The sequence below is a fragment of the Bdellovibrio sp. MYbb2 genome (genome assembly GCF_056175685.1).
Genome location: NZ_JBJKJI010000002.1, coordinates 464,865 through 483,028, shown reverse-complemented (window position 1 = coordinate 483,028; position 18,164 = coordinate 464,865). Strand labels below are relative to the sequence as shown.

19 protein-coding genes are annotated in these 18,164 nt (G+C 50.5%); 15 read left to right on the top strand and 4 right to left on the bottom strand.

Features of this window, described 5'->3' with window-relative positions; translation table 11 throughout:
• Positions 1-9 precede the first annotated feature (9 nt).
• The 5 genes from AC04MQ_RS12260 (at position 10) to AC04MQ_RS12240 (ending at position 5,756) form a co-directional block, all read left to right on the top strand.
• A complete protein-coding gene (locus AC04MQ_RS12260) occupies positions 10-564 on the top strand; it encodes a type IV pilin protein (protein ID WP_475392191.1) in 555 nt (184 codons plus the stop codon).
• Complete coding sequence (locus AC04MQ_RS12255; protein ID WP_475392190.1) at positions 548-1,246, top strand: hypothetical protein; 699 nt, start codon at positions 548-550, stop codon at positions 1,244-1,246. The genes AC04MQ_RS12260 and AC04MQ_RS12255 overlap by 17 nt, the downstream gene beginning before the upstream one ends.
• Positions 1,247-1,789: 543 nt before the next feature.
• Entirely contained in the window at positions 1,790-2,899 is a 1,110-nt protein-coding gene (gene dnaJ / locus AC04MQ_RS12250; RefSeq protein WP_015090439.1) for a molecular chaperone DnaJ, read from the top strand.
• Positions 2,900-3,158: 259 nt separating this feature from the next.
• Positions 3,159-5,072, top strand: a complete 1,914-nt coding sequence (gene dnaK / locus AC04MQ_RS12245) for a molecular chaperone DnaK (RefSeq protein WP_475392189.1) — start codon at positions 3,159-3,161, stop codon at positions 5,070-5,072.
• 87 nt (positions 5,073-5,159) lie between these two features.
• Positions 5,160-5,756, top strand: coding sequence for a Crp/Fnr family transcriptional regulator (locus AC04MQ_RS12240; protein WP_475392188.1), 597 nt, complete (start codon positions 5,160-5,162; stop codon positions 5,754-5,756).
• On the opposite strand, the gene AC04MQ_RS12235 is transcribed toward AC04MQ_RS12240, so the two are convergent.
• Positions 5,739-6,599 carry an MBL fold metallo-hydrolase gene (locus tag AC04MQ_RS12235; protein WP_475392187.1) on the bottom strand — a complete coding sequence of 287 codons (861 nt, stop codon included), beginning with the start codon at positions 6,597-6,599 and terminating at the stop codon, positions 5,739-5,741. The genes AC04MQ_RS12240 and AC04MQ_RS12235 overlap by 18 nt on opposite strands.
• Positions 6,600-6,784: 185 nt before the next feature.
• On the opposite strand from AC04MQ_RS12235, the gene AC04MQ_RS12230 reads away from it, so the two are divergent.
• The 7 genes from AC04MQ_RS12230 to AC04MQ_RS12200 all read left to right on the top strand — a co-directional run bounded on the left by AC04MQ_RS12230 (position 6,785) and on the right by AC04MQ_RS12200 (position 12,370).
• Positions 6,785-7,108, top strand: coding sequence for a rhodanese-like domain-containing protein (locus AC04MQ_RS12230; protein ID WP_475392186.1), 324 nt, complete (start codon positions 6,785-6,787; stop codon positions 7,106-7,108).
• On the top strand, positions 7,105-7,524 hold the full coding sequence (locus AC04MQ_RS12225; protein ID WP_475392185.1) for a YeeE/YedE family protein: 420 nt from the start codon (positions 7,105-7,107) through the stop codon (positions 7,522-7,524). Before AC04MQ_RS12230 ends, AC04MQ_RS12225 begins: the two co-directional genes overlap by 4 nt.
• A gap of 1 nt (position 7,525) precedes the next feature.
• Positions 7,526-7,966: a DUF6691 family protein gene (locus AC04MQ_RS12220; protein WP_475392184.1), complete on the top strand. Its 441-nt coding sequence runs from the start codon at positions 7,526-7,528 to the stop codon at positions 7,964-7,966.
• 8 nt (positions 7,967-7,974) lie between these two features.
• The gene (locus tag AC04MQ_RS12215) at positions 7,975-8,754 is read left to right on the top strand and encodes a sulfite exporter TauE/SafE family protein (RefSeq protein WP_475392183.1); all 780 of its coding nucleotides are present in this window, start codon (positions 7,975-7,977) and stop codon (positions 8,752-8,754) included.
• Positions 8,755-8,833: 79 nt separating this feature from the next.
• Entirely contained in the window at positions 8,834-10,771 is a 1,938-nt protein-coding gene (gene acs / locus AC04MQ_RS12210; RefSeq protein WP_475392182.1) for an acetate--CoA ligase, read from the top strand.
• A gap of 13 nt (positions 10,772-10,784) precedes the next feature.
• Positions 10,785-11,303, top strand: a complete 519-nt coding sequence (locus AC04MQ_RS12205) for a DUF6580 family putative transport protein (RefSeq protein ID WP_015090445.1) — start codon at positions 10,785-10,787, stop codon at positions 11,301-11,303.
• 8 nt (positions 11,304-11,311) lie between these two features.
• On the top strand, positions 11,312-12,370 hold the full coding sequence (locus tag AC04MQ_RS12200; RefSeq protein WP_015090446.1) for a tRNA-dihydrouridine synthase family protein: 1,059 nt from the start codon (positions 11,312-11,314) through the stop codon (positions 12,368-12,370).
• A 3-nt stretch (positions 12,371-12,373) separates the two neighbouring features.
• On the opposite strand, the gene AC04MQ_RS12195 is transcribed toward AC04MQ_RS12200, so the two are convergent.
• Positions 12,374-12,799, bottom strand: coding sequence for a hypothetical protein (locus tag AC04MQ_RS12195; RefSeq protein WP_015090447.1), 426 nt, complete (start codon positions 12,797-12,799; stop codon positions 12,374-12,376).
• A 38-nt stretch (positions 12,800-12,837) separates the two neighbouring features.
• Positions 12,838-13,092, bottom strand: coding sequence for a glutaredoxin (locus AC04MQ_RS12190; RefSeq protein ID WP_041577284.1), 255 nt, complete (start codon positions 13,090-13,092; stop codon positions 12,838-12,840).
• A gap of 47 nt (positions 13,093-13,139) precedes the next feature.
• Here AC04MQ_RS12190 and AC04MQ_RS12185 point away from each other — a divergent pair, with 47 nt between their 5' ends.
• The 3 genes from AC04MQ_RS12185 to AC04MQ_RS12175 all read left to right on the top strand — a co-directional run bounded on the left by AC04MQ_RS12185 (position 13,140) and on the right by AC04MQ_RS12175 (position 17,211).
• Positions 13,140-13,796 carry a class I SAM-dependent methyltransferase gene (locus tag AC04MQ_RS12185; protein ID WP_041577285.1) on the top strand — a complete coding sequence of 219 codons (657 nt, stop codon included), beginning with the start codon at positions 13,140-13,142 and terminating at the stop codon, positions 13,794-13,796.
• A gap of 101 nt (positions 13,797-13,897) precedes the next feature.
• Positions 13,898-16,252: a hypothetical protein gene (locus AC04MQ_RS12180; protein ID WP_235046286.1), complete on the top strand. Its 2,355-nt coding sequence runs from the start codon at positions 13,898-13,900 to the stop codon at positions 16,250-16,252.
• 101 nt (positions 16,253-16,353) lie between these two features.
• Positions 16,354-17,211, top strand: a complete 858-nt coding sequence (locus tag AC04MQ_RS12175) for a TIGR02285 family protein (protein ID WP_041577287.1) — start codon at positions 16,354-16,356, stop codon at positions 17,209-17,211.
• Here AC04MQ_RS12175 and AC04MQ_RS12170 read toward each other — a convergent pair.
• On the bottom strand, positions 17,193-18,164 hold the full coding sequence (locus AC04MQ_RS12170; RefSeq protein WP_015090452.1) for a tRNA dihydrouridine synthase: 972 nt from the start codon (positions 18,162-18,164) through the stop codon (positions 17,193-17,195). The genes AC04MQ_RS12175 and AC04MQ_RS12170 overlap by 19 nt on opposite strands.

The following is an 18,164-nucleotide window of genomic DNA, read 5'->3' as shown; positions in this document are numbered from 1 at the left end:
GGTCTTTAAATGTTTTCAGTTAAAAGAAAATCTCAAAGCGGTTTCTCGCTTGTAGAGTTGATGGTCGTTGTTGCGATCATTGGTATCCTGGCATCAATCGCCATTCCGTCTATCAACAAGTATATGTCAAAGGCTCGTCAAGCCGAGGCGAAGACAAACTTGTCTTCTCTGTATACTGCTGAAAAAGCATTCGTGGCTGAATTCAATTCATACACTGGTGGCTTTCAAGTTGTAGGTTATAATCCGGAAGGGCAATTGAGATACAATGTTGGTTTCACAGCTGAAGGTGTTGCTTGTGCTACATTGAGAACCTCATACGGATACACTGCGGCTTGTCCAACTTTGCAAACTAATACGAATGCTTATTGCGCAGCCAATACAACCAGATGCTCGCAATTGGCAGACGGTTTGAATGCAAATGGTACGTTGACAGGTGTAGCGAATCCTACAACGAATGCTTTTACAGCGATCGCGTCAGGGAGAATTCGTAATAACGGTCAGCCAGACAGATGGTCAATCAACGAAACTAAGAACTTGATCAATACCAATGATGGTACTCAGTAATCATTTTTCAATTAGATCTATTTTTGTGGGAGTTCCAAGTGTAATACTTGGAACTCTTTCTTTTTTTCTGATCATCAGTACGCAGACTTTCTTTGTTGGTAAGCAACTTGAGGCAAAGGCCTTGATTGAACCGCCTCCGATGATCGAAAAAATGTCTTTTGGCTATGCAGAGGTGATGGCAGATCTTATGTGGATCCGTGCTCTTCAGGATTTTGACTATTGTGATTCTGAAGTTACCAAAGGTATATGTCGTAATAATTCATGGCTTTATAAAATGCTTGATTCTGTGACCGATCTGGCTCCAAAGTTCAGGATGGCTTACGCTGCTGGAGCGTTGGCTTTGACAATCATCATTACAGACGTAGATGGGGCAACAAAGATATTTGATAAAGGCGTTAAAGAGTTTCCTAATGACTGGCCTATTCTTTATCGAGCAGCTTATCACTATATGTATGAGGTTAAAGATAATAAGCGTGCGGCAGAGTTGCTGATTCGTGCCGCGAAGAATGGTGCTCCGCCTTGGTTATTTGCTTTGGCAGGCCGTTTGTATTCGGATTCGGGCAGCACGGAGCTTGCTGATGCTGTTCTTCGTGACATGATTGATACTGAGCAAGACCCAGGGCTGATCAAACGCCTTCAGGATAAGATTGAATCCATGAAGAAGACACAGCCTGCTAAATAATTCAGCGACTATCGCAAGCACAGCCTGGCCCAACGTGGCAGGTTTTGTAATTGGCAATACATGAATCTCCACAAGCTTTCCCTTTTCTGCAGATCTTGCAGCAGTACTGAGCCGGAGACCTCAACGGTTGAGCTTCAATAAGTTTCGCGATATTGAAAACAGGCGAAGTCGACGAAGCCATCTGCGCAGAACTGATAGAACAAACGCCAAAGATCAAAATAAAAATCAGTAACACCCCACGCATACCACCTCCCGAATAATACTCTTCGGAATAATGTAAACATTCTTTAGTTAACTCTATCTCCGCACTTAGACGCTATGCGCACCCGAAAAACCACCGTCAGGCCCCGGGGAGGGCTTCCCTTGCTGCCTGCAAGTTCCGCAGCGAAGCGAGGACTGTCCGAAGCGGGCAGCAAGGGAAGCCCTCCCCGGGGCCGTGTCGCACAAGGTTTTTTCGAGGAAGCCTTGACGGGCGTGGTTTTGACACCCTATTTTGTCATATTCATCACGAAAAATAGCGCACAACGTTAGGTTCCATAAACTATGGCTGGCAAAAGAGATTACTACGAAATTCTGGGCGTCGAAAAAGGCGCTGATCAGGACACCATCAAAAAAGCTTATCGCAAACTGGCGATGCAGCTGCATCCCGACAAAAACCCCGGCAACAAAGAGGCCGAGGAAAAGTTCAAGGAAGCCGCTGGAGCTTATGAAGTTCTGAGCGACGCACAAAAACGCGCGCAGTACGATCGCTTTGGTCATGATGCCTTCACCCGTGGTGGTGGCGGCGGTGGTTTCACGGATGCGGAAGACATCTTCTCGCATTTCGGGGATATTTTCGGTGATCTGTTTGGTGGCGGTGGCCAGCAAAGACAGCGCCGAAACCGCAATGAACCGCGCCGTGGTTCTGACCTTCGTTATGTGACTGAGATCACGTTGAAAGACGTCATCACTGGCATTGAAAAAGAAATCGAATTTGATACCGACAAAAACTGTGACGAGTGCAAAGGCACGGGCGCCGAAAAAGGCTCGCAAGTCAGCACTTGCGGTACGTGCGGCGGCTCCGGCCAGGTTGTGCGTCAGCAGGGTTTCTTTGCGATGGCTTCCACATGCCCAACCTGTCATGGGCAGGGCACGGTGATCAAAAATCCATGCAAGCCGTGCAAAGGCAAAGGCCGCGTGGCTGAACACCGCAAGATCCGTCTGAACATCCCGGCAGGGGTGGACACGGGCACGCGCCTGCGTGTGGCGACGGAAGGTGAGGGCGGTTACATGGGTGGTCCCGCGGGCGACCTGTATGTTGAAATCCGCGTAAAACAACACAACAACTTCGAACGTCGCAACGAAGATCTTTTCGCAGAGCTGTCACTGCCGTACGTGCAGATGCTTCTGGGTGCGGAAATCGAAGTGCCGACGGTGACTGGCAAAGCCAAACTGGAAGTCCCTAAGGGCACTCACAATGGTGACAACGTGAAACTTGCGGGTGAAGGGTTGCCATCACTAAGAGGCAACCGTCGCGGTGATATCTACTTCACTGTGAACGTGCAGTTCCCCGAGAAATTACATAAAGACGAAGAGAAGCTTTTGCGAGAAATTGCAAAGGCACGCGGTCTGAATGTGACATCGGAAGGTGGCTTCTTCGGCAAGAAGAAATAGGATCCCGCAAAAAATTGCGGCCCCGGCGCAGAAGGGTTACGCCAGGGCCTAGAGGGGTCTTGTTTTTGTTTTGTTTTAAGAGAGGAGCGAGGTCACATCATGCCTTCAGCTGCCTCATAACACGAGTTAAAACCCTGTAAGATATTGATATTATTCGTTAAATAATTGTCATAAAAAAGTGAGCCCGTAAGCTTGACGAAATCAGGGTCGGACACACATTTAAATTGCTGAAAACAGCTAATTTTAAGGAGATTTAGGTATGGGTAAAATTATTGGTATCGACTTAGGAACGACGAACTCATGCGTCGCGATTATGGAAGGCGGAGAGCCTAAAGTACTCGTGAACGAAGAGGGCGCTCGTACCACTCCTTCAGTTGTCGCGTACACCAAAGACGGTGACCGCTTGGTTGGCCAAATTGCCAAACGTCAGGCTGTAACCAATCCTGAGAACACAATCTATTCTGCGAAACGTTTCATCGGTCGCAGATTCGAAGAGATTTCTGAAGAAATCAAACTGGTTCCTTACACTGTTGTTGCCAAAGGCAATGACTGTGCGTTCAAGGTTCAGGGTAAAACCGCTTCTCCGGAAGAGATCGGTGCTGCGGTTCTTGCGAAACTGAAAAAAGTGGCAGAAGACTATTTGGGTGAACCGGTGACTGAAGCCGTTGTCACCGTTCCAGCTTACTTCAACGATGCGCAAAGACAGGCGACAAAAGATGCCGGTCGTATCGCGGGTCTGGAAGTAAAACGTATCATCAATGAGCCGACAGCGGCCGCATTGGCATACGGTATGGATAAAAAGAAAGACGAAAAAATCGTTATCTACGATTTCGGTGGTGGTACGTTCGACGTTTCCATCCTTGAAGTGGGTGACGGTGTTGTTGAGGTTCGCGCAACCAACGGTGACACGCACCTGGGTGGTGACAACTTCGATACAGTGATCCTTGAATGGCTGATCACAGAGTTCAAAAAAGATCAGGCTATTGATCTTAAGAACGACAAAATGGCTTTGCAGCGTCTGAAAGAAGCCGCTGAAAAAGCGAAGATCGAACTTTCTTCCGCTCAGGAAACTGAAATCAATCTTCCGTTCATCACGGCGGATCAATCCGGTCCTAAGCACTTGCAGACTCGTCTGTCTCGCGCGAAATTTGACCAGATGACTGAAGATCTTGTGAAACGCTCTATGGAACCTTGCCGTAAAGCTTTGGCCGATTCCGGTTTGAAAGCTTCTGAAATCGACGAGGTTGTCCTGGTTGGTGGTTCCACTCGTATTCCGGCGATCCAGAAAGCCGTTAAAGACTTCTTCGGTAAAGAGCCAAACCGCTCTGTGAATCCGGATGAAGTTGTGGCGATCGGTGCCGCAGTTCAGGGTGGCGTTCTTGCCGGTGACGTGAAAGACGTTCTGTTGCTTGACGTGACTCCACTAAGCCTGGGTATTGAAACCCTGGGTGGCGTGATGACGACTTTGATCGAAAGAAACACGGCGATTCCTTCCAAGAAATCCCAGGTGTTCTCGACAGCTGCTGACAATCAACCTGCTGTGGACATCCACGTATTGCAGGGTGAGCGTAAAATGGCTGGTGACAACAAAACTCTGGGCCGTTTCGAACTGGTAGGCATCCCACCAGCTCCACGTGGTGTTCCGCAAGTTGAAGTTACTTTCGACATCGACGCCAACGGTATCCTGCACGTATCTGCGAAAGACATGTCTTCGGGCAAAACTCAGCAGATCAAGATCACGGCTCAGTCCGGTATGTCAGAGGACGAGATCAAACGCGCAGTGAACGATGCTGAAGGTCACGCAGAGGAAGATAAACGCAAGGCCGAGGCGGCAACACAAAGAAACAACCTCGACAACCTGGTTTATCAGACTGAAAAACTTCTGAAAGATTCCGGTGCTCAGTTGCCAGAATCCGAAGTGAAGTCTGCGAACGAAGCGGTTGCTGAAGCCAAGAAGATCCTTGAAAACAAAGCCGCTTCTGGCGACGAGTTGAAAGGTGCTTTCGAAAGACTTCAGAACCTGACGCACAAACTGACTTCCGAGCTTTACAAAAAGCAAGGTGGCCAGCCGGGTGCTGAAGGTCAACAAGCTGATGCTGGTCAAGAAGGCGAAGCTTCTGCCAACAAAGGCGGCGACGACGTGATCGACGCTGACTACAAAGACGTAAACTAATCAGGGTTCCCTGAAACTAAAAAGCCGGGTTGGAAACAGCCCGGCTTTTTTTATGTCCAAAATCCGGTTTTGTGATTTAATACCAGTATGGAATTCAAAGATCTGTTTTCTCAAGCCGTCGCAAAGAACTTCCGCCGCGGCGACGTGGTGTATCGTGCTGGTGAAACACCCCAGAATATTTATTTTGTCGAATCAGGCCTGGTGGGTCTGGGGCTGTGGGGTGAATCCGGCAAGGATCATCTGGTGCGTCTGTTTCGCGAGAGCCAGATCTTCGGGCACCGCAGCCTGTTTGCCAATGAACCCTATCATGCCACCGCCACGGTGATTGATGACAGTGTCCTGCGGGTCATGAATAAAAATGAAATGCGCCAGCAGATGAAGGGCAATTGTGACCTTGCGGAAAAGCTATTGGAGACTTTGGCAATTGAACTGCGCCGGGCTGAAGCCAAACAACTGACGTTGAGTGAAAAAGACGCTCCGGCGCGTATTGCTGAAGCGGTGGTATATTTAAAAGAACTTCACCCCGATTATTCGTGGACCCGGCAAGAGATCGCCGATTTCTGCGGGACGACCACGCCGACGGTGATCCGCACTCTGGCCCGCTTCGTGGAAGACGGGCTGATTGAGCAGCGCGGACGGGAAATCATCATTCTCGACAAAAAGAAACTACTGGCGCAGGGGTAACTTCAAATACCGTGTGCCATTTTCCTCTGCCGCTGGCAATTGGCCTGCGCGGATATTCACCTGAATGCTGGGCAAAAGCAGCTTCGGGGCCGCCAACGTGGCATCACGCTCTTGGCGGAACTTCACAAAGTCTTCCTTGCTGGTGTGACCCTTCAGTTGGATGTTCTGGTTTTTTTCTTCATTGACGGTTGTTTGATACATCAACGCCCGGCCATTGGGTTGATAGTCATGACCCACAAAAATCCGGGTGTTTTCCGGAAGGGAATAAATTTTTCCAGTGACCGAGTCGTAAAGATTTTCAGCACTTCCCGCCGGGAAGTCGCAGCGGCCCGTGCCGGAATCAGGCATAAACAGGGCATCGCCGGTAAAGATCGCATCCTCAATCAGATAAGACGCGCACGCAGGTGTGTGCCCCGGAGTGAACAGGGTTTTGATTTTCAATGATCCCGCCTGCAGCACTTCGCCTTCTTTTAACAGGATGTCAAAGTCAGAGCCCGATGTGTTCAGGTCATTCATATTGAAGACCTTCTTAAACGTTTTTTGCACTTCAGTGATGCGTTCGCCGATGGCGATCTTGATGTCCGGGAAGAAGTTTTTAAAAAGTTGAGAGCTGGACAGGTGATCCGCATGGGCATGGGTTTCCATGACATAGTGAGGATGCAGTTTCATCTCTTTTACAAACGCCACCACCGGGGCCATGGACTTTGTAGAAAGTTTTCCAGACGCTGGATCGTAATCCCAAACCGGGTCAATCACCACGGCATCCCGTGTGTCCTGATCATAGACCACATAGGTCAGGGTCGAAGTAACGCTGTCAAAGAAGTGCTGAATTTGCAGTTTCATGGAAAACCTCCTGCTGAAAGCCTGTCTCAGGTTTCTGGCTATGATTTATTATAGAACAAAGACCTGCCCCTGAGTTATGTCCTCGGGCATAAGAAAAGGCCTTTCTTTATGTCCCCGGGCATAACATCCAGACCGAGGATAGCCTTAGGATGAAGTCCTGTGAAGCCAAATAAGCGAGGACTGCTATGCGTGAAATAAGCTGTGAACAACTGAAAGAAAGAATGAACGAATTCCGTTTGGTGGATGTGCGCACCCTCGAAGAATACACCGGGGAGCTGGGGCATATTGCGGGTACAGAGCTGCGCCCGCTCGGCCCTGAACTGCTGGAATTTTTGAAAACCCTGAACCCGTCCGAGAATATTGTCTTTGTTTGTCGGAGTGGGGCAAGATCGGGGCAGACCACACTTCTTAGTGAAGAGATGGGATTCACCAGCACCTACAACATGGTGGGTGGAATGTTACGCTGGAATGAAATGGGATATGCAGTGACTAAAGGAGCAGGAAAATGATGAACAGTATTTTGATGGCATTGGCTGGTGGAGCTTTGATTGGTCTTGCGGCCTCCTTGATGTTGGTTCTGAACGGTCGAGTCACCGGGATCAGTGGCATCGTGAATGGATTTATCGGCGATGTTCGCAAAGATCTGTGGCGAGGCGCCTTTATCCTGGGCCTGGTGATCGGCGGATTGGTATTGGGAGTTTTGCAGCCAGAGATGTTTGTGAACACCTCTGGCCGATCTGTGGGCATGGTTCTGATGGCCGGTTTGATCGTGGGCTTTGGCACGGTGATGGGCAGTGGTTGTACCAGTGGCCATGGTGTTTGTGGAATAGCGCGCTTTTCGGTGCGCTCGCTGGTGGCGACGGCGACGTTCATGATCATGGGAATGATGACGGCCACACTCTTTAAGGCATTGGTGGGAGGCTGATATGAATAAAACATCTCTGAAACAGACTGCGGCGGCTTTTGTGGTGGGACTGATATTTGCGATCGGACTGGGGGTTTCGGGTATGACTCAGCCCCAGAAGGTCATCGATTTTCTGCAGCTGGGTGAGGGCTGGGATCCGTCACTTATGTTTGTCATGATCGGAGCCATCCCGGTTCATATGCTGAGCTATCGTTGGATGAAGGGGCATCGCACACCTTTGTTGGATACTCAATGGCATGTGCCTGCTTCCAAAGAAATCACGCGGCCTTTGGTGGTCGGAAGTGCTTTGTTCGGTTTGGGCTGGGGCTTGGGCGGATTTTGTCCGGGGCCGGCACTGACCTCGGCAGGGGCTGGTCAGGAGATGGCAATCTATTTTGTGATCGCGATGTTTGCGGGAATGGGGCTTTATCGCCTGTACGCCCGCTTCACTGTGAAAGGGTGAGATGTTTTATGGAACTGTTGGGTTATTTCGGTGCCAGTCTTGTCGGGATTTCTTTAGGCCTACTGGGCGGAGGCGGTGCAATTCTGGCAGTTCCGTTGTTTGTATACTTCTTTTCGCTGCCGCCGTCTTTGGCCACGACTTATTCACTGTTTGTGGTGGGGGTGTCGAGCCTGATCGGCTTTGTCCGGAATTTTCGTCAGGGGCAGGTGGATATCAAGGCCGGTGTCTATTTTGCGGTGCCTTCTTTTATTGGTGTGCTCTTGGTGCGTCGCTGGCTGTTGCCCGTCATTCCGGATCAGTGGATTTGGGGGCCGGTTTTGTTTAATAAAGAAGTTGTGATCTTAAGCTCTTTTGCTGTGGTCATGGTGATGGCCGCTTTGGCGATGTTGTTGCCTAGAGCTTCTTCGGCGCAGGAGCCGGTGGTTCCCGCTGTGTTTTCTTTGAAGGCCTTGGGTGTCGGGGCCGTGACAGGATTTGTCGGGGCCGGTGGTGGTTTTCTGATCGTGCCTTCCTTGGTAAGAATGTCGGGACTTGGTATGAAAGTCGCCGTTGGTACATCCCTGGGAGTGATTGCCGCCAATTCACTGCTGGGGTTCTTTGGCGATCTTTGGGCCCGGACCCCGATGGACTTCGCTTTGCTCTTCAGGGTCGGAGCCCTGGCTGTGGCGGGAATTTTTGTTGGTTCTTACTGGTCGCAGCACACTTCCGAGGCGCGTTTAAAGCCGGCCTTCGGGATCTTTGTTCTGATTTTGGGTGGAATTATCATTGTGCAACAGGTGCTTAATTAACACTTTTAAATACTTTCCTGGGCGTTAACGTTTGACCTCATTCTCAGTTGATTTACGATTAAATCATTAAGAGGTGAGTATGCACAAAGATCTTTATCCGGTAGACGCTGAAGTGGCCAAAAACGCCCTGATCAACGAAGCAAAGTACAAAGAAATGTATGAGCGTTCGATCAAGGACAACGAAGCCTTCTGGGCCGAACAAGCTGAGCGACTGGATTGGATCAAAAAGTGGGACAAGGTCAAAGAAGTCAGTTTCAAGAAGCCTGTCAGCATCAAGTGGTACCTGGGTGGAAAGCTCAATGTTTCAGTTAACTGCGTGGATCGTCATTTAAAAACCCGCGGCGATAAGACGGCTTTGTTGTGGGAAGCTGACAACCCATCCACACCTTCACGCAAAATCACTTACAAAGAACTGCATCTTGAGGTTTGCCGCTTTGCCAATGTCCTGAAAAAAATGGGCGTGAAAAAAGGCGACGTGGTCACGATCTATATGCCGATGATTCCGGACACGGCCGTGGCGATGCTGGCTTGTGCGCGCATCGGGGCCGTTCATTCCGTGGTGTTTGCCGGTTTTTCTCCGGATTCTATTTCGGATCGTATTTTGGACGGGCAGTGCAAATTTGTTATCACCGGTGATGCCGGCTATCGCGGCAGCAAAGTGGTGGCGCTGAAAGAAAACATCGACAAAGCGCTGGTGAAAACACCGGACGTGGAAAAAGTTCTGGTGGTGAAATACGCTGGCACCTCTGTTGATATGAAGCCGGGCCGTGATCTTTGGTATCACGAGGAAGTAAAAACCGTCAGCGATCAGTGTGAACCAGAGCCAATGGATGCGGAAGATCCATTGTTTATTTTGTACACGTCCGGATCCACAGGAAAACCCAAAGGCGTGATGCACACCACGGGTGGTTATCTGGTTTATGCCAGCATGACCCATCAGTATGTTTTTGATTATCACGAAAACGATATTTACTGGTGTTCAGCGGACGTGGGTTGGGTCACCGGGCACAGTTACATTGTCTATGGTCCACTGGCGAATGGCGCGACCACCTTGTTCTTTGAAGGGGTGCCGAACTATCCAACACCCAGCCGTTTCTGGGAAGTGGTTGATAAACACAAAGTCACAATCTTCTATACTTCTCCCACCGCGATTCGTTCGTTGATGCGTGAAGGGGATGGCCCGGTCAAATCAACTTCAAGAAAGTCCTTGCGCTTGTTGGGCTCTGTCGGTGAACCGATCAATCCCGAAGCTTGGGCATGGTATCACGACGTTGTCGGTGAAGGACGCTGTCCTATTGTGGATACGTGGTGGCAGACAGAAACCGGTGGTATTCTGATCACTCCGCTGCCGGGCGCGATTGCGCAAAAACCGGGTTCGGCGACCTTGCCTTTCTTTGGTGTGCAGCCAAAGCTTCTGACCAACGAAGGTCAGGAAATTCAAGGGGCAGGCGAAGGCGTGCTGGTAATTGCGGATTCCTGGCCGGGCCAGATGCGCACGGTGTATCGCAACCACGAACGTTTCGAAGACACTTATTTCTCGAACTATCCAGGATACTATTTCACCGGCGACGGCTGTCGTCGTGATGCTGATGGGTATTATTGGATCACGGGCCGCGTGGATGATGTGATTAATGTTTCCGGGCATCGCCTGGGGACGGCAGAAATTGAATCCGCGCTGGTGGCTCATCACAAGGTGGCTGAAGCCGCGGTGGTGGGATACCCGCATGATATTAAAGGGCAGGGGATCTATGCCTTTGTGACCTTGAAGGCCGGGGAAAACGCTACGGACGAGCTTAGAAAAGAGCTGATTCAGACCGTGCGTAAAGAGATCGGGCCAATTGCGACTCCGGATCTGATTCAGTGGGCGCCACGCCTGCCTAAGACCCGTTCGGGCAAGATTATGCGCCGAATCCTGCGTAAAATCGCCGAGAACCACCCGGATCAATTGGGGGATACGACAACCTTGTCCGAGCCAGCGGTGGTCCAAGAACTGGTGGACAACCGAATGAACCGGTGATAGCTTGCGCGTCATGAACACACGTATGATGACCCTGATTTTGATGGTAGTTGCAGCGGCTTTCAGCCGTTTGATCCCTCATCCTTGGAACTTCACCGCGATTGGTGCGATGGCTTTGTTTGGTGGGGCTTACTTCCCATCCAAAAAACAATCTTTGTTGATCCCGCTGGCAGCGCTGTTCATCAGTGACTTGGCTTTGGGTTTCCATAACACCATGTTGTTTGTGTACCTGGGCTTCACTTTGGTGGTGATGCTGGGTTGGGCTTTGCGCGATCAAAGAAGCGTTTTCAAAGTGGGCACTTCCGCTTTGGTGACAAGCTCTGTGTTCTTCCTGGTTTCTAACTTCGGTGTTTGGGTGATGGGTACAATGTACGCTCCGACCTTCAACGGTCTGGTGCAGTGCCTGGTTGCTGGTATCCCTTTCTTTGACAACCAGATTTACGGAGACTTGTTCTTCTCTGGTTTGTTGTTCGGTGGCTATGAAGCCGTCAAAAAATACGCGCCTGAATTCGTGGGCGCGGCTGTAAAATAAATAAACCAGTGAAACTGGGTCTGCATCGTCCGGTTCTGGACGGTAAAGTGAACTTCCCGTTGTGTCTGGCCCCGATGGTGGGCCTGACTCACGTGGCTTTGCGCGAAGTCATGCGCGACTATCTTCCGGCGGATGCTTACACCATCTGGCCGACCGAGATGCTGAACTCCCGCCGTATTCCTGGCGAAAATCTGCAAACAACTCCTGAAACCATGCGCGCGGCTTACGAGCCGGGCCTGGTTCCTCAAATTCTGGGTAACGAAGAAGACGCCATCACCGAAAGTGTCAAACGTCTGGTGGAATGGGGTGCGGAAGCCATCGACATCAACATGGGCTGTCCGGTACAAAAAGCTTTGAAGCACAATTACGGTGTGGCGTTGATGGGGGATCCGGCGTATGCCGCCGAAGTGGTGCGCATGACCGTCAAAAATTCCACGGTGCCTGTCAGTGTAAAACTGCGCGCCGTGGGCAGCACCAAAGAGTTCGACGAACTATTGACGTTTGTTTCGGGGCTTCGCAACTCGGGCGCGGCCTGGGTGTGTCTGCATCCCAGAACAGCGGCGCAAAAACGCCGGGGCGCTGCGGACTGGGAACAGATCAAACAACTGCATAAGGCCGTCGACTTTCCGGTCATTGGTAACGGAGATGTTCAGACAGTGGAAGACGCCATCAACATGCTGAAAGAAACCGGCTGTGATATGGCGATGGCGGGTCGTGGCCTTGCTGCTCGTCCGTGGATGATGTGGCAGTTGGGTGAAGAGCTGGGCTTTGCTGCTCCGGCTGGTAAAGAGGGCCAGAAGGCTCCACGCACGTCTGAAGAAGAGGGCGCTGAATACGGTAAATGTCTTTTGAAACTGATTGAACGCTGTCGTTTTTATTTTGGTGATGATCTGGCGATGCGCAAAGTGCGTTTCTATGTGCGCACGACAAGTGTGTGGCTGCCATTTGGTAACACGCTGGTTGGTGTTTGCGCCAAAGCCCGCACGGCGGATGAAATGGTCGAAGGGGTTGCAAAGTTCTTCGAAGGCTCCGTCGAGATGAGTCTGCGCACGGAGCTTCGACAGTAATTCTTACGGACGCCCTGGGAATGGCGGCGTCGGTGGACGAGGGATGTTTCTGAACGGATCTTCCTCACCCCAGGCAGACACCTGCACTTTATAATTCTTGTCAGAAGTCCATACTTTCAAAGTTCCGCTGGCAGGGCCCGGGAACGTATTCCAGTAAGTCACAAAGATTTTGCAGGCTTTGCCCGGAACAAGCTCTTTCGGGCAGTTGTCCTGAGCGCTGAAACCCATACCAGAAATATCCCAAACAATTTTAGTCAGGTTTTTTTCGCCGGTGTTTTTCAATTCCAGTGAACCACGAGTCACACCGTTGTAAGGTGCGCGGCCCAAAGACATATAGATGATTTCATCCTGAGGGATGGCGGCATCGATGACTTCCGCTTGTGCGGCAAATCCGGTGAACAGTAAAGCAGTCAGTACCAAAAGCTTCATGAGGACTCCTTTTATTAACTTTATCAAGTGAAAGGGGCTTACTCTGCCAGCATGGGCATCAGTTTGCCTTCTTCATCCAAAGCTTTCAAATCCGTGTAACCACCGATCAGTTTGCCATTGATCATGATGATAGGGACGGTTCTCCAGCCGGTTTCGTTTTTGATTTTTTCAATCTCTTCAGGTTTGTCGGTCAGATCGACGATATCAAAGGCAATGCCTTTGTCTTCCATAAAGTGGATCGCGCGATCGCAATAAGGACACGGGTTTTTCTTGTAGATTAATACTTTTGCCATAATTCTTTTTGACATAGCTGGGTGGGGGAGACAAGGTTTCATCTAAGATGAACTGCCTGCTCTGTCATTCACCTCATTCAGCGCCCTTCAAAGTGGATAAAAAGCCTGTCCGCAGCTATTTTCATTGCGCAGAGTGTGATTTGATCTTTATGGATCCCGCAGAGCGTCTTGGCCCGCAGGAAGAAAAAGCGCGTTACGACGAACATGACAATTCTCCGACGCCGGCTTATCTGGCTTTCTTCGAACCCCTGATCAGTGGCATCGAACAGCACTTCAAAGCTGCCGGTGTGATGAATCAGCCGCTGACATCTTTGGATTTCGGTTGTGGTCCCACTGCAGTTCTGTCGCAGCTGCTGACGATGCGTGGATTTAAAACTCACGATTACGATTTGTACTATCGTCCGAATCAGGATGAACTTCGGAAGACTTATCATCTGGTGACTAGCACCGAAGTGTGGGAGCACTTGTATAGTCCTCGTACCGAAATCGAACGAATGCTGCGCCTTTTGAAGCCCGGAGGACTGCTTGGAGTGATGACTTCCGGTCATCGTGGTGAAGCTGTCTTCCATGATTGGCACTATCGCCGGGATACGACTCACGTCGTATTTTTCTCAGAGCAGACCATGAACTGGATTGCCCAGACTTATAAAATGCAGTTGATAAAATCCCGAAGCCCGTACTGGATATTCCAGAAATTGTTCTAGCCTTAACGGGTGATACAATAGTTGCCGACTCAAAATGAGAATTTTTTGATCGGCTTTTGACCAAAGACCCATATTCCGAAGAGTTAGGTGAGGAATATGAGTTGGGTCTTCACATAATTGTCACCATCTTAACAATAATCTGGGCCAGTCCTGGCAAAGCGATGCCGAATGTGGCTTTGGCGATGGCTTGTATTAATCAGTCGCAATGCACTGATCAGATAAAAAAAATCCAAAATCAACTGCAGTGGAACTGTGAAGTTGAAACCAAATCCCAAAACTGTGTGAAGCTTTCTGAAGAACATCCTGACTGGGCGCCGTTGATGCGCAAGTGTGATCTGGCTTCGCAGTGTCAGGAACAAAAAGAGTACATGCAAAAAAAATCCCTGGCCTGTCTGCGCGGATATAAAAACGCGATGGTGGATCTGGGAATTTCCTTGAAAGACATGACCGTGTCACTGGCGGGTTTGGTTGAAGACAGCTGGGAATCCATCAAGAAAAACAGTCGTGAGCGTGCAGCGTTCCTCAAACAATGCAACAGCTCCATAGACTGCAAAAAAGATCTGGTGAAAGACGATCACCGCTACAACAAGCTTTCCGATGAAGACCTGAATAAGTTACCGGCGTCCTTCCTGTATGTGCAGGCTCAGGATATGAAGGCTTACATGTCCACGCTGGAACGTATGCGCCCGAAACCTTATGTGCCCATCGCTGAGCGCGCTCGTGATGAGGTCACGCTGACCCCCGAGCAGACGCAGAAGCTGCAAAGTCTGATGAGCATTGCGGGCTCCAAAATCAAAGAGCAGTACGATCGCTACATGTGTTACAACGCTTTGGCGCGCGAAGAGCTGGAGTGTTACGCGGTCGGCACCGTCGTGGATCCGACCCTGCTTGCGGGCTACTTCGTTAAAGGCGCCAGAGCCGCCACGGCGGCCGGTCGATTGATGAAGGCTGAAAAAGAAGTTCAAGCCGGGGCGGAAGTTGCGGCAGCTTCGGCAAAGATTTCCCGCAGTGAGCTGACGGGCCGTTATATCAGTTATTCGCCGACCAGTGTGGAGCAGAACACGGCGTGGATGGCACGGGCTGAAAAAGGGGCTGATTCCAAGGTCACTTTCCTGGATGTTGAAAACAGCCAGATGAAATATCTGAATGACAGCTTGAAAGACAAAAACCTTGTGACGGGACTGACCAACTATCACAAGGAATTGCTGTTTGATAATATCAAGGCGCTGGAAGCCGCGAATCCGGGGCTGGTCATTGATAAGTATTCGGACTTTAAATCCTCGCGTTTTGCGTTCTCGGGGAAGGTGCCGAAGGATATTGATGCTCAGCTGAAAGCCGTTTTTGATAAAACCAACGCCGATTTCAATAAAAAGCTGAAAGAGTCTGACGCCCTGGCGGCAGGTACAAAGACCGAAGACTGGTTCCGGGCCGGAATCGGGAATTCAGCGGATGAAGCCAATATGGCGGCACGGTATTCCAGGCAGCTGGATAAAAATGAAATGCAAAGTTTCAGTCAGGGCGGTTTAAAAACAACCATGCAGCAGAAACTGACAGGCCTTGAAAAACAACGTGTCGAACTGCGACGTGAAGTTGGTGGCACATCCATGGTGGATGGAAACACCTTTGATCAGGATGTGTTTGATATCGTCCGTAAAGGTAAGGGCGACACGGCTCAAGTGCAGCAGGCGCTGAAGAACCGCTATGCTTTAAGTGAAGTTTCCACAGGCACTGTGCAAAAACTGCAGTCCTATGTGAATGCGACAGACGAGTTTTCGCCGGGAATCTATATCGCCAAACGCGAGATCGCGCACTTAAACGCCGCCGATCAGGGTGGTTTGTCGGTGGATATCATCGGACTTGGTTCGGCCAATTTAAAAGGCACGGCCGAAGCTTTGGCCTCCTCATCCAACGTGAACAAAGCCCTTGAGTCCACCCGTGCGGCGGAAAAAGCCGTCACCAGGAAATTCAATGATCAGAAAAAACAGTTCGAAGATGTGCTGACAAGGGCTGTACCATCCGGAAAGCTGAAATCCCTGTGTTCCGGGGATGACTGCGTGGCGGTGGCGGTGAAGCCGCTGAATCAGGCGGAAAAGCAGGACATCCTAAAAGGTCTGGCGAATACAGATTATTCGGGCAGTTACCGACTGGCATTCATCCCGGATGGCGTGCAGAATGTGTCTGCCCGCAATGCTTTGGCCAATCACGGGGAATCGGTTGAAAAAATCCTGCGCCAGTCCTTGGGCTCTGAAATGGAGCCACGAAAACTCAAAGGCCTGACATTCGGCGTGGACATGCGGACTCAGAACTTGAACGAAGGCAGTGTCAAATTGCTGATGGGCGAAGCCAATGGCGTCAACCTGACTGCCCACGAACGCAAACGCATCCAGGAAGCCTTCAAAGCAGCCATCCAAAAATTCAACACCACCACCTCCACCAACTACAACGCCCTCCCTTAAAAGGTGCCTGGTTGTTTTTTCTGGCTACAGCGCAATATCTTGTTTGAAATACATTTATCCTGACAACGGGGACTGAGCTATCGTGAAGGCCTGAGGCCGTGATGAAAAGACTGATCCTGTTGTCCTTTCTTGTTGTGAATATATTTTGCCCACTGGCTGGGGCCGAGGACATCACGTGGATCCGCTGGGATGACCCGCCGATTTTTGTTTTCAGTGGTCCGTTCAAAGGGCAGGGGGTGCTGGACACCGTGGAAGATGAGCTTCGTAAAAAACTGCCCCAGTACCAGCACAAAACTTTGGAAGGCACCGTGCCTCGGGTTTTGAAAGAGGCTGAGAGCAGAACCCACATCTGCAACGCCGGCTGGCTGGCTACACCCGAATGGTCCAAGCTGTTTTATTTTTCAACGCCTGTGTTTGTGATTCCCGCCAACGGCATCTTACTGCCAAAAAGCCGACTGGGCGAAGTTCGAAATTTGGCGCCGTATTCGTTGCAAAAGTTCCTCGATGCCAAGAAATCCTGGAAGCTCGGGGTCGGTCGCCTTTATGGCGAGGGCATCGACGAAGTGCTGACCAAGAACAACTATCAGAAAAACCCTCAGGTGATCACCATTGCCACCAGCCTAAGGGTTCACAAGATGCTTCACGCCAATCGTATTCAGTACACGTTGGGTTATCCATTCGAGGCGGTTTATTACAACGAACTTCTGAACAGCAAGGCCGATTCAGTGGTGCACATTCCGGTGACCGAAAATTCCGCGCGGGTGGAAGTGGTTGTGGCGTGTCCTAAAACACCATGGGGAGCCAAAGTGATCGCCGATGTGGATCGGGCCCTTCAAAACAAAGCATTGCTGGAAAAATTTGAAAAAGGCGTGGATCGCTGGCTCAGTGCCGAGGACCAGGAAAAACTGGCTCCGGCCCGTAAGGAATTTTATCGAAAGAACTATCCTTCACTCAAGTGATCGATACCGCACAAAGCGTGCAGCTTGGCTTTGAATTCTGTTGGTTTTTTAAGAACCTTGATTTCATCAAAGATCGCCTTGGCTTCCTGATTTTTCAAAGACAAAGCCTTCAGCCATTGTTTGGAGCGGGACACAGCGAAATAGTCATTGATGTACAAAGTGCTGGATTCAAAGAACTGCGGCAGCAGGGGACGGGCGCGTTCCCAGCTCATGTCTTCCACGGGCTGTTGATTCAGGCTTTGTTTGATCTGGCTGAAGATGAAGGGATTGCTCATGACTCCGCGGCCGATCATATAGTCTTCACACTGGGTGACTTCCACGCAGCGGTTGAAGTCCGCGACATTCCAGATTTCACCGTTGGCGATAAGTTTAATTTTGGTCTTTTCTTTGATCTTCGGGATCCAGTCCCAGTAAGCCGGTGGTTTATAGCCATCAGTTTTGGTGCGGCAGTGAACCGTCAACCAAGTGGCATTGGCTTCTTCCACGGCCTGGGCAATTTCCAAACACCTGGTCGGATCGTCAAAGCCCAGACGGATTTTTGCCGTCACTGGAACGTCTGCGGGAACTGCTTTGCGAACGGTGTCGACAATGTTAAACACACGATCGCAGGATTTCAGAAGACTGGCGCCGCCATCGTGACGATTGACGGTTTTTGCCGGGCAGCCGAAATTAAGGTCCACACCCAAGGCGCCCAGTTTCACGGCACGCTGGGCATTCAAAGCCAAAGGTTCGGCCTGACCACCCAGAAGCTGCACAAAGACTGGCGTGCCCCAGCGGGTGCGCGATCCGGTTTTCAGCTCGGGGCAGTTTTTATAGAAAACACTTTCCGGGTGCAGACGGTCGGTGACACGCAGGAATTCGGTCACGCACTGATCAATGCCGCTTAAGGAAGTGAGAGTATCACGCATCACCCAGTCGACAACGCCTTCCATCGGAGCCAGAAACAGTTTCAT

What these genes read in the sequence shown, in the direction of transcription:
- AC04MQ_RS12260 (WP_475392191.1), top strand. Translation starts at nt 10, where the DNA reads ATGTTTTCAGTTAAAAGAAAATCTCAAAGCGGTTTCTCGCTTGTAGAG.
- AC04MQ_RS12255 (WP_475392190.1), top strand. Translation starts at nt 548, where the DNA reads ATGATGGTACTCAGTAATCATTTTTCAATTAGATCTATTTTTGTGGGA.
- dnaJ (WP_015090439.1), top strand. Translation starts at nt 1,790, where the DNA reads ATGGCTGGCAAAAGAGATTACTACGAAATTCTGGGCGTCGAAAAAGGC.
- dnaK (WP_475392189.1), top strand. Translation starts at nt 3,159, where the DNA reads ATGGGTAAAATTATTGGTATCGACTTAGGAACGACGAACTCATGCGTC.
- AC04MQ_RS12240 (WP_475392188.1), top strand. Translation starts at nt 5,160, where the DNA reads ATGGAATTCAAAGATCTGTTTTCTCAAGCCGTCGCAAAGAACTTCCGC.
- AC04MQ_RS12235 (WP_475392187.1), bottom strand. Translation starts at nt 6,599, where the DNA reads ATGAAACTGCAAATTCAGCACTTCTTTGACAGCGTTACTTCGACCCTG.
- AC04MQ_RS12230 (WP_475392186.1), top strand. Translation starts at nt 6,785, where the DNA reads ATGCGTGAAATAAGCTGTGAACAACTGAAAGAAAGAATGAACGAATTC.
- AC04MQ_RS12225 (WP_475392185.1), top strand. Translation starts at nt 7,105, where the DNA reads ATGATGAACAGTATTTTGATGGCATTGGCTGGTGGAGCTTTGATTGGT.
- AC04MQ_RS12220 (WP_475392184.1), top strand. Translation starts at nt 7,526, where the DNA reads ATGAATAAAACATCTCTGAAACAGACTGCGGCGGCTTTTGTGGTGGGA.
- AC04MQ_RS12215 (WP_475392183.1), top strand. Translation starts at nt 7,975, where the DNA reads ATGGAACTGTTGGGTTATTTCGGTGCCAGTCTTGTCGGGATTTCTTTA.
- acs (WP_475392182.1), top strand. Translation starts at nt 8,834, where the DNA reads ATGCACAAAGATCTTTATCCGGTAGACGCTGAAGTGGCCAAAAACGCC.
- AC04MQ_RS12205 (WP_015090445.1), top strand. Translation starts at nt 10,785, where the DNA reads ATGAACACACGTATGATGACCCTGATTTTGATGGTAGTTGCAGCGGCT.
- AC04MQ_RS12195 (WP_015090447.1), bottom strand. Translation starts at nt 12,799, where the DNA reads ATGAAGCTTTTGGTACTGACTGCTTTACTGTTCACCGGATTTGCCGCA.
- AC04MQ_RS12190 (WP_041577284.1), bottom strand. Translation starts at nt 13,092, where the DNA reads ATGGCAAAAGTATTAATCTACAAGAAAAACCCGTGTCCTTATTGCGAT.
- AC04MQ_RS12185 (WP_041577285.1), top strand. Translation starts at nt 13,140, where the DNA reads ATGAACTGCCTGCTCTGTCATTCACCTCATTCAGCGCCCTTCAAAGTG.
- AC04MQ_RS12175 (WP_041577287.1), top strand. Translation starts at nt 16,354, where the DNA reads ATGAAAAGACTGATCCTGTTGTCCTTTCTTGTTGTGAATATATTTTGC.
- AC04MQ_RS12170 (WP_015090452.1), bottom strand. Translation starts at nt 18,164, where the DNA reads ATGAAACTGTTTCTGGCTCCGATGGAAGGCGTTGTCGACTGGGTGATG.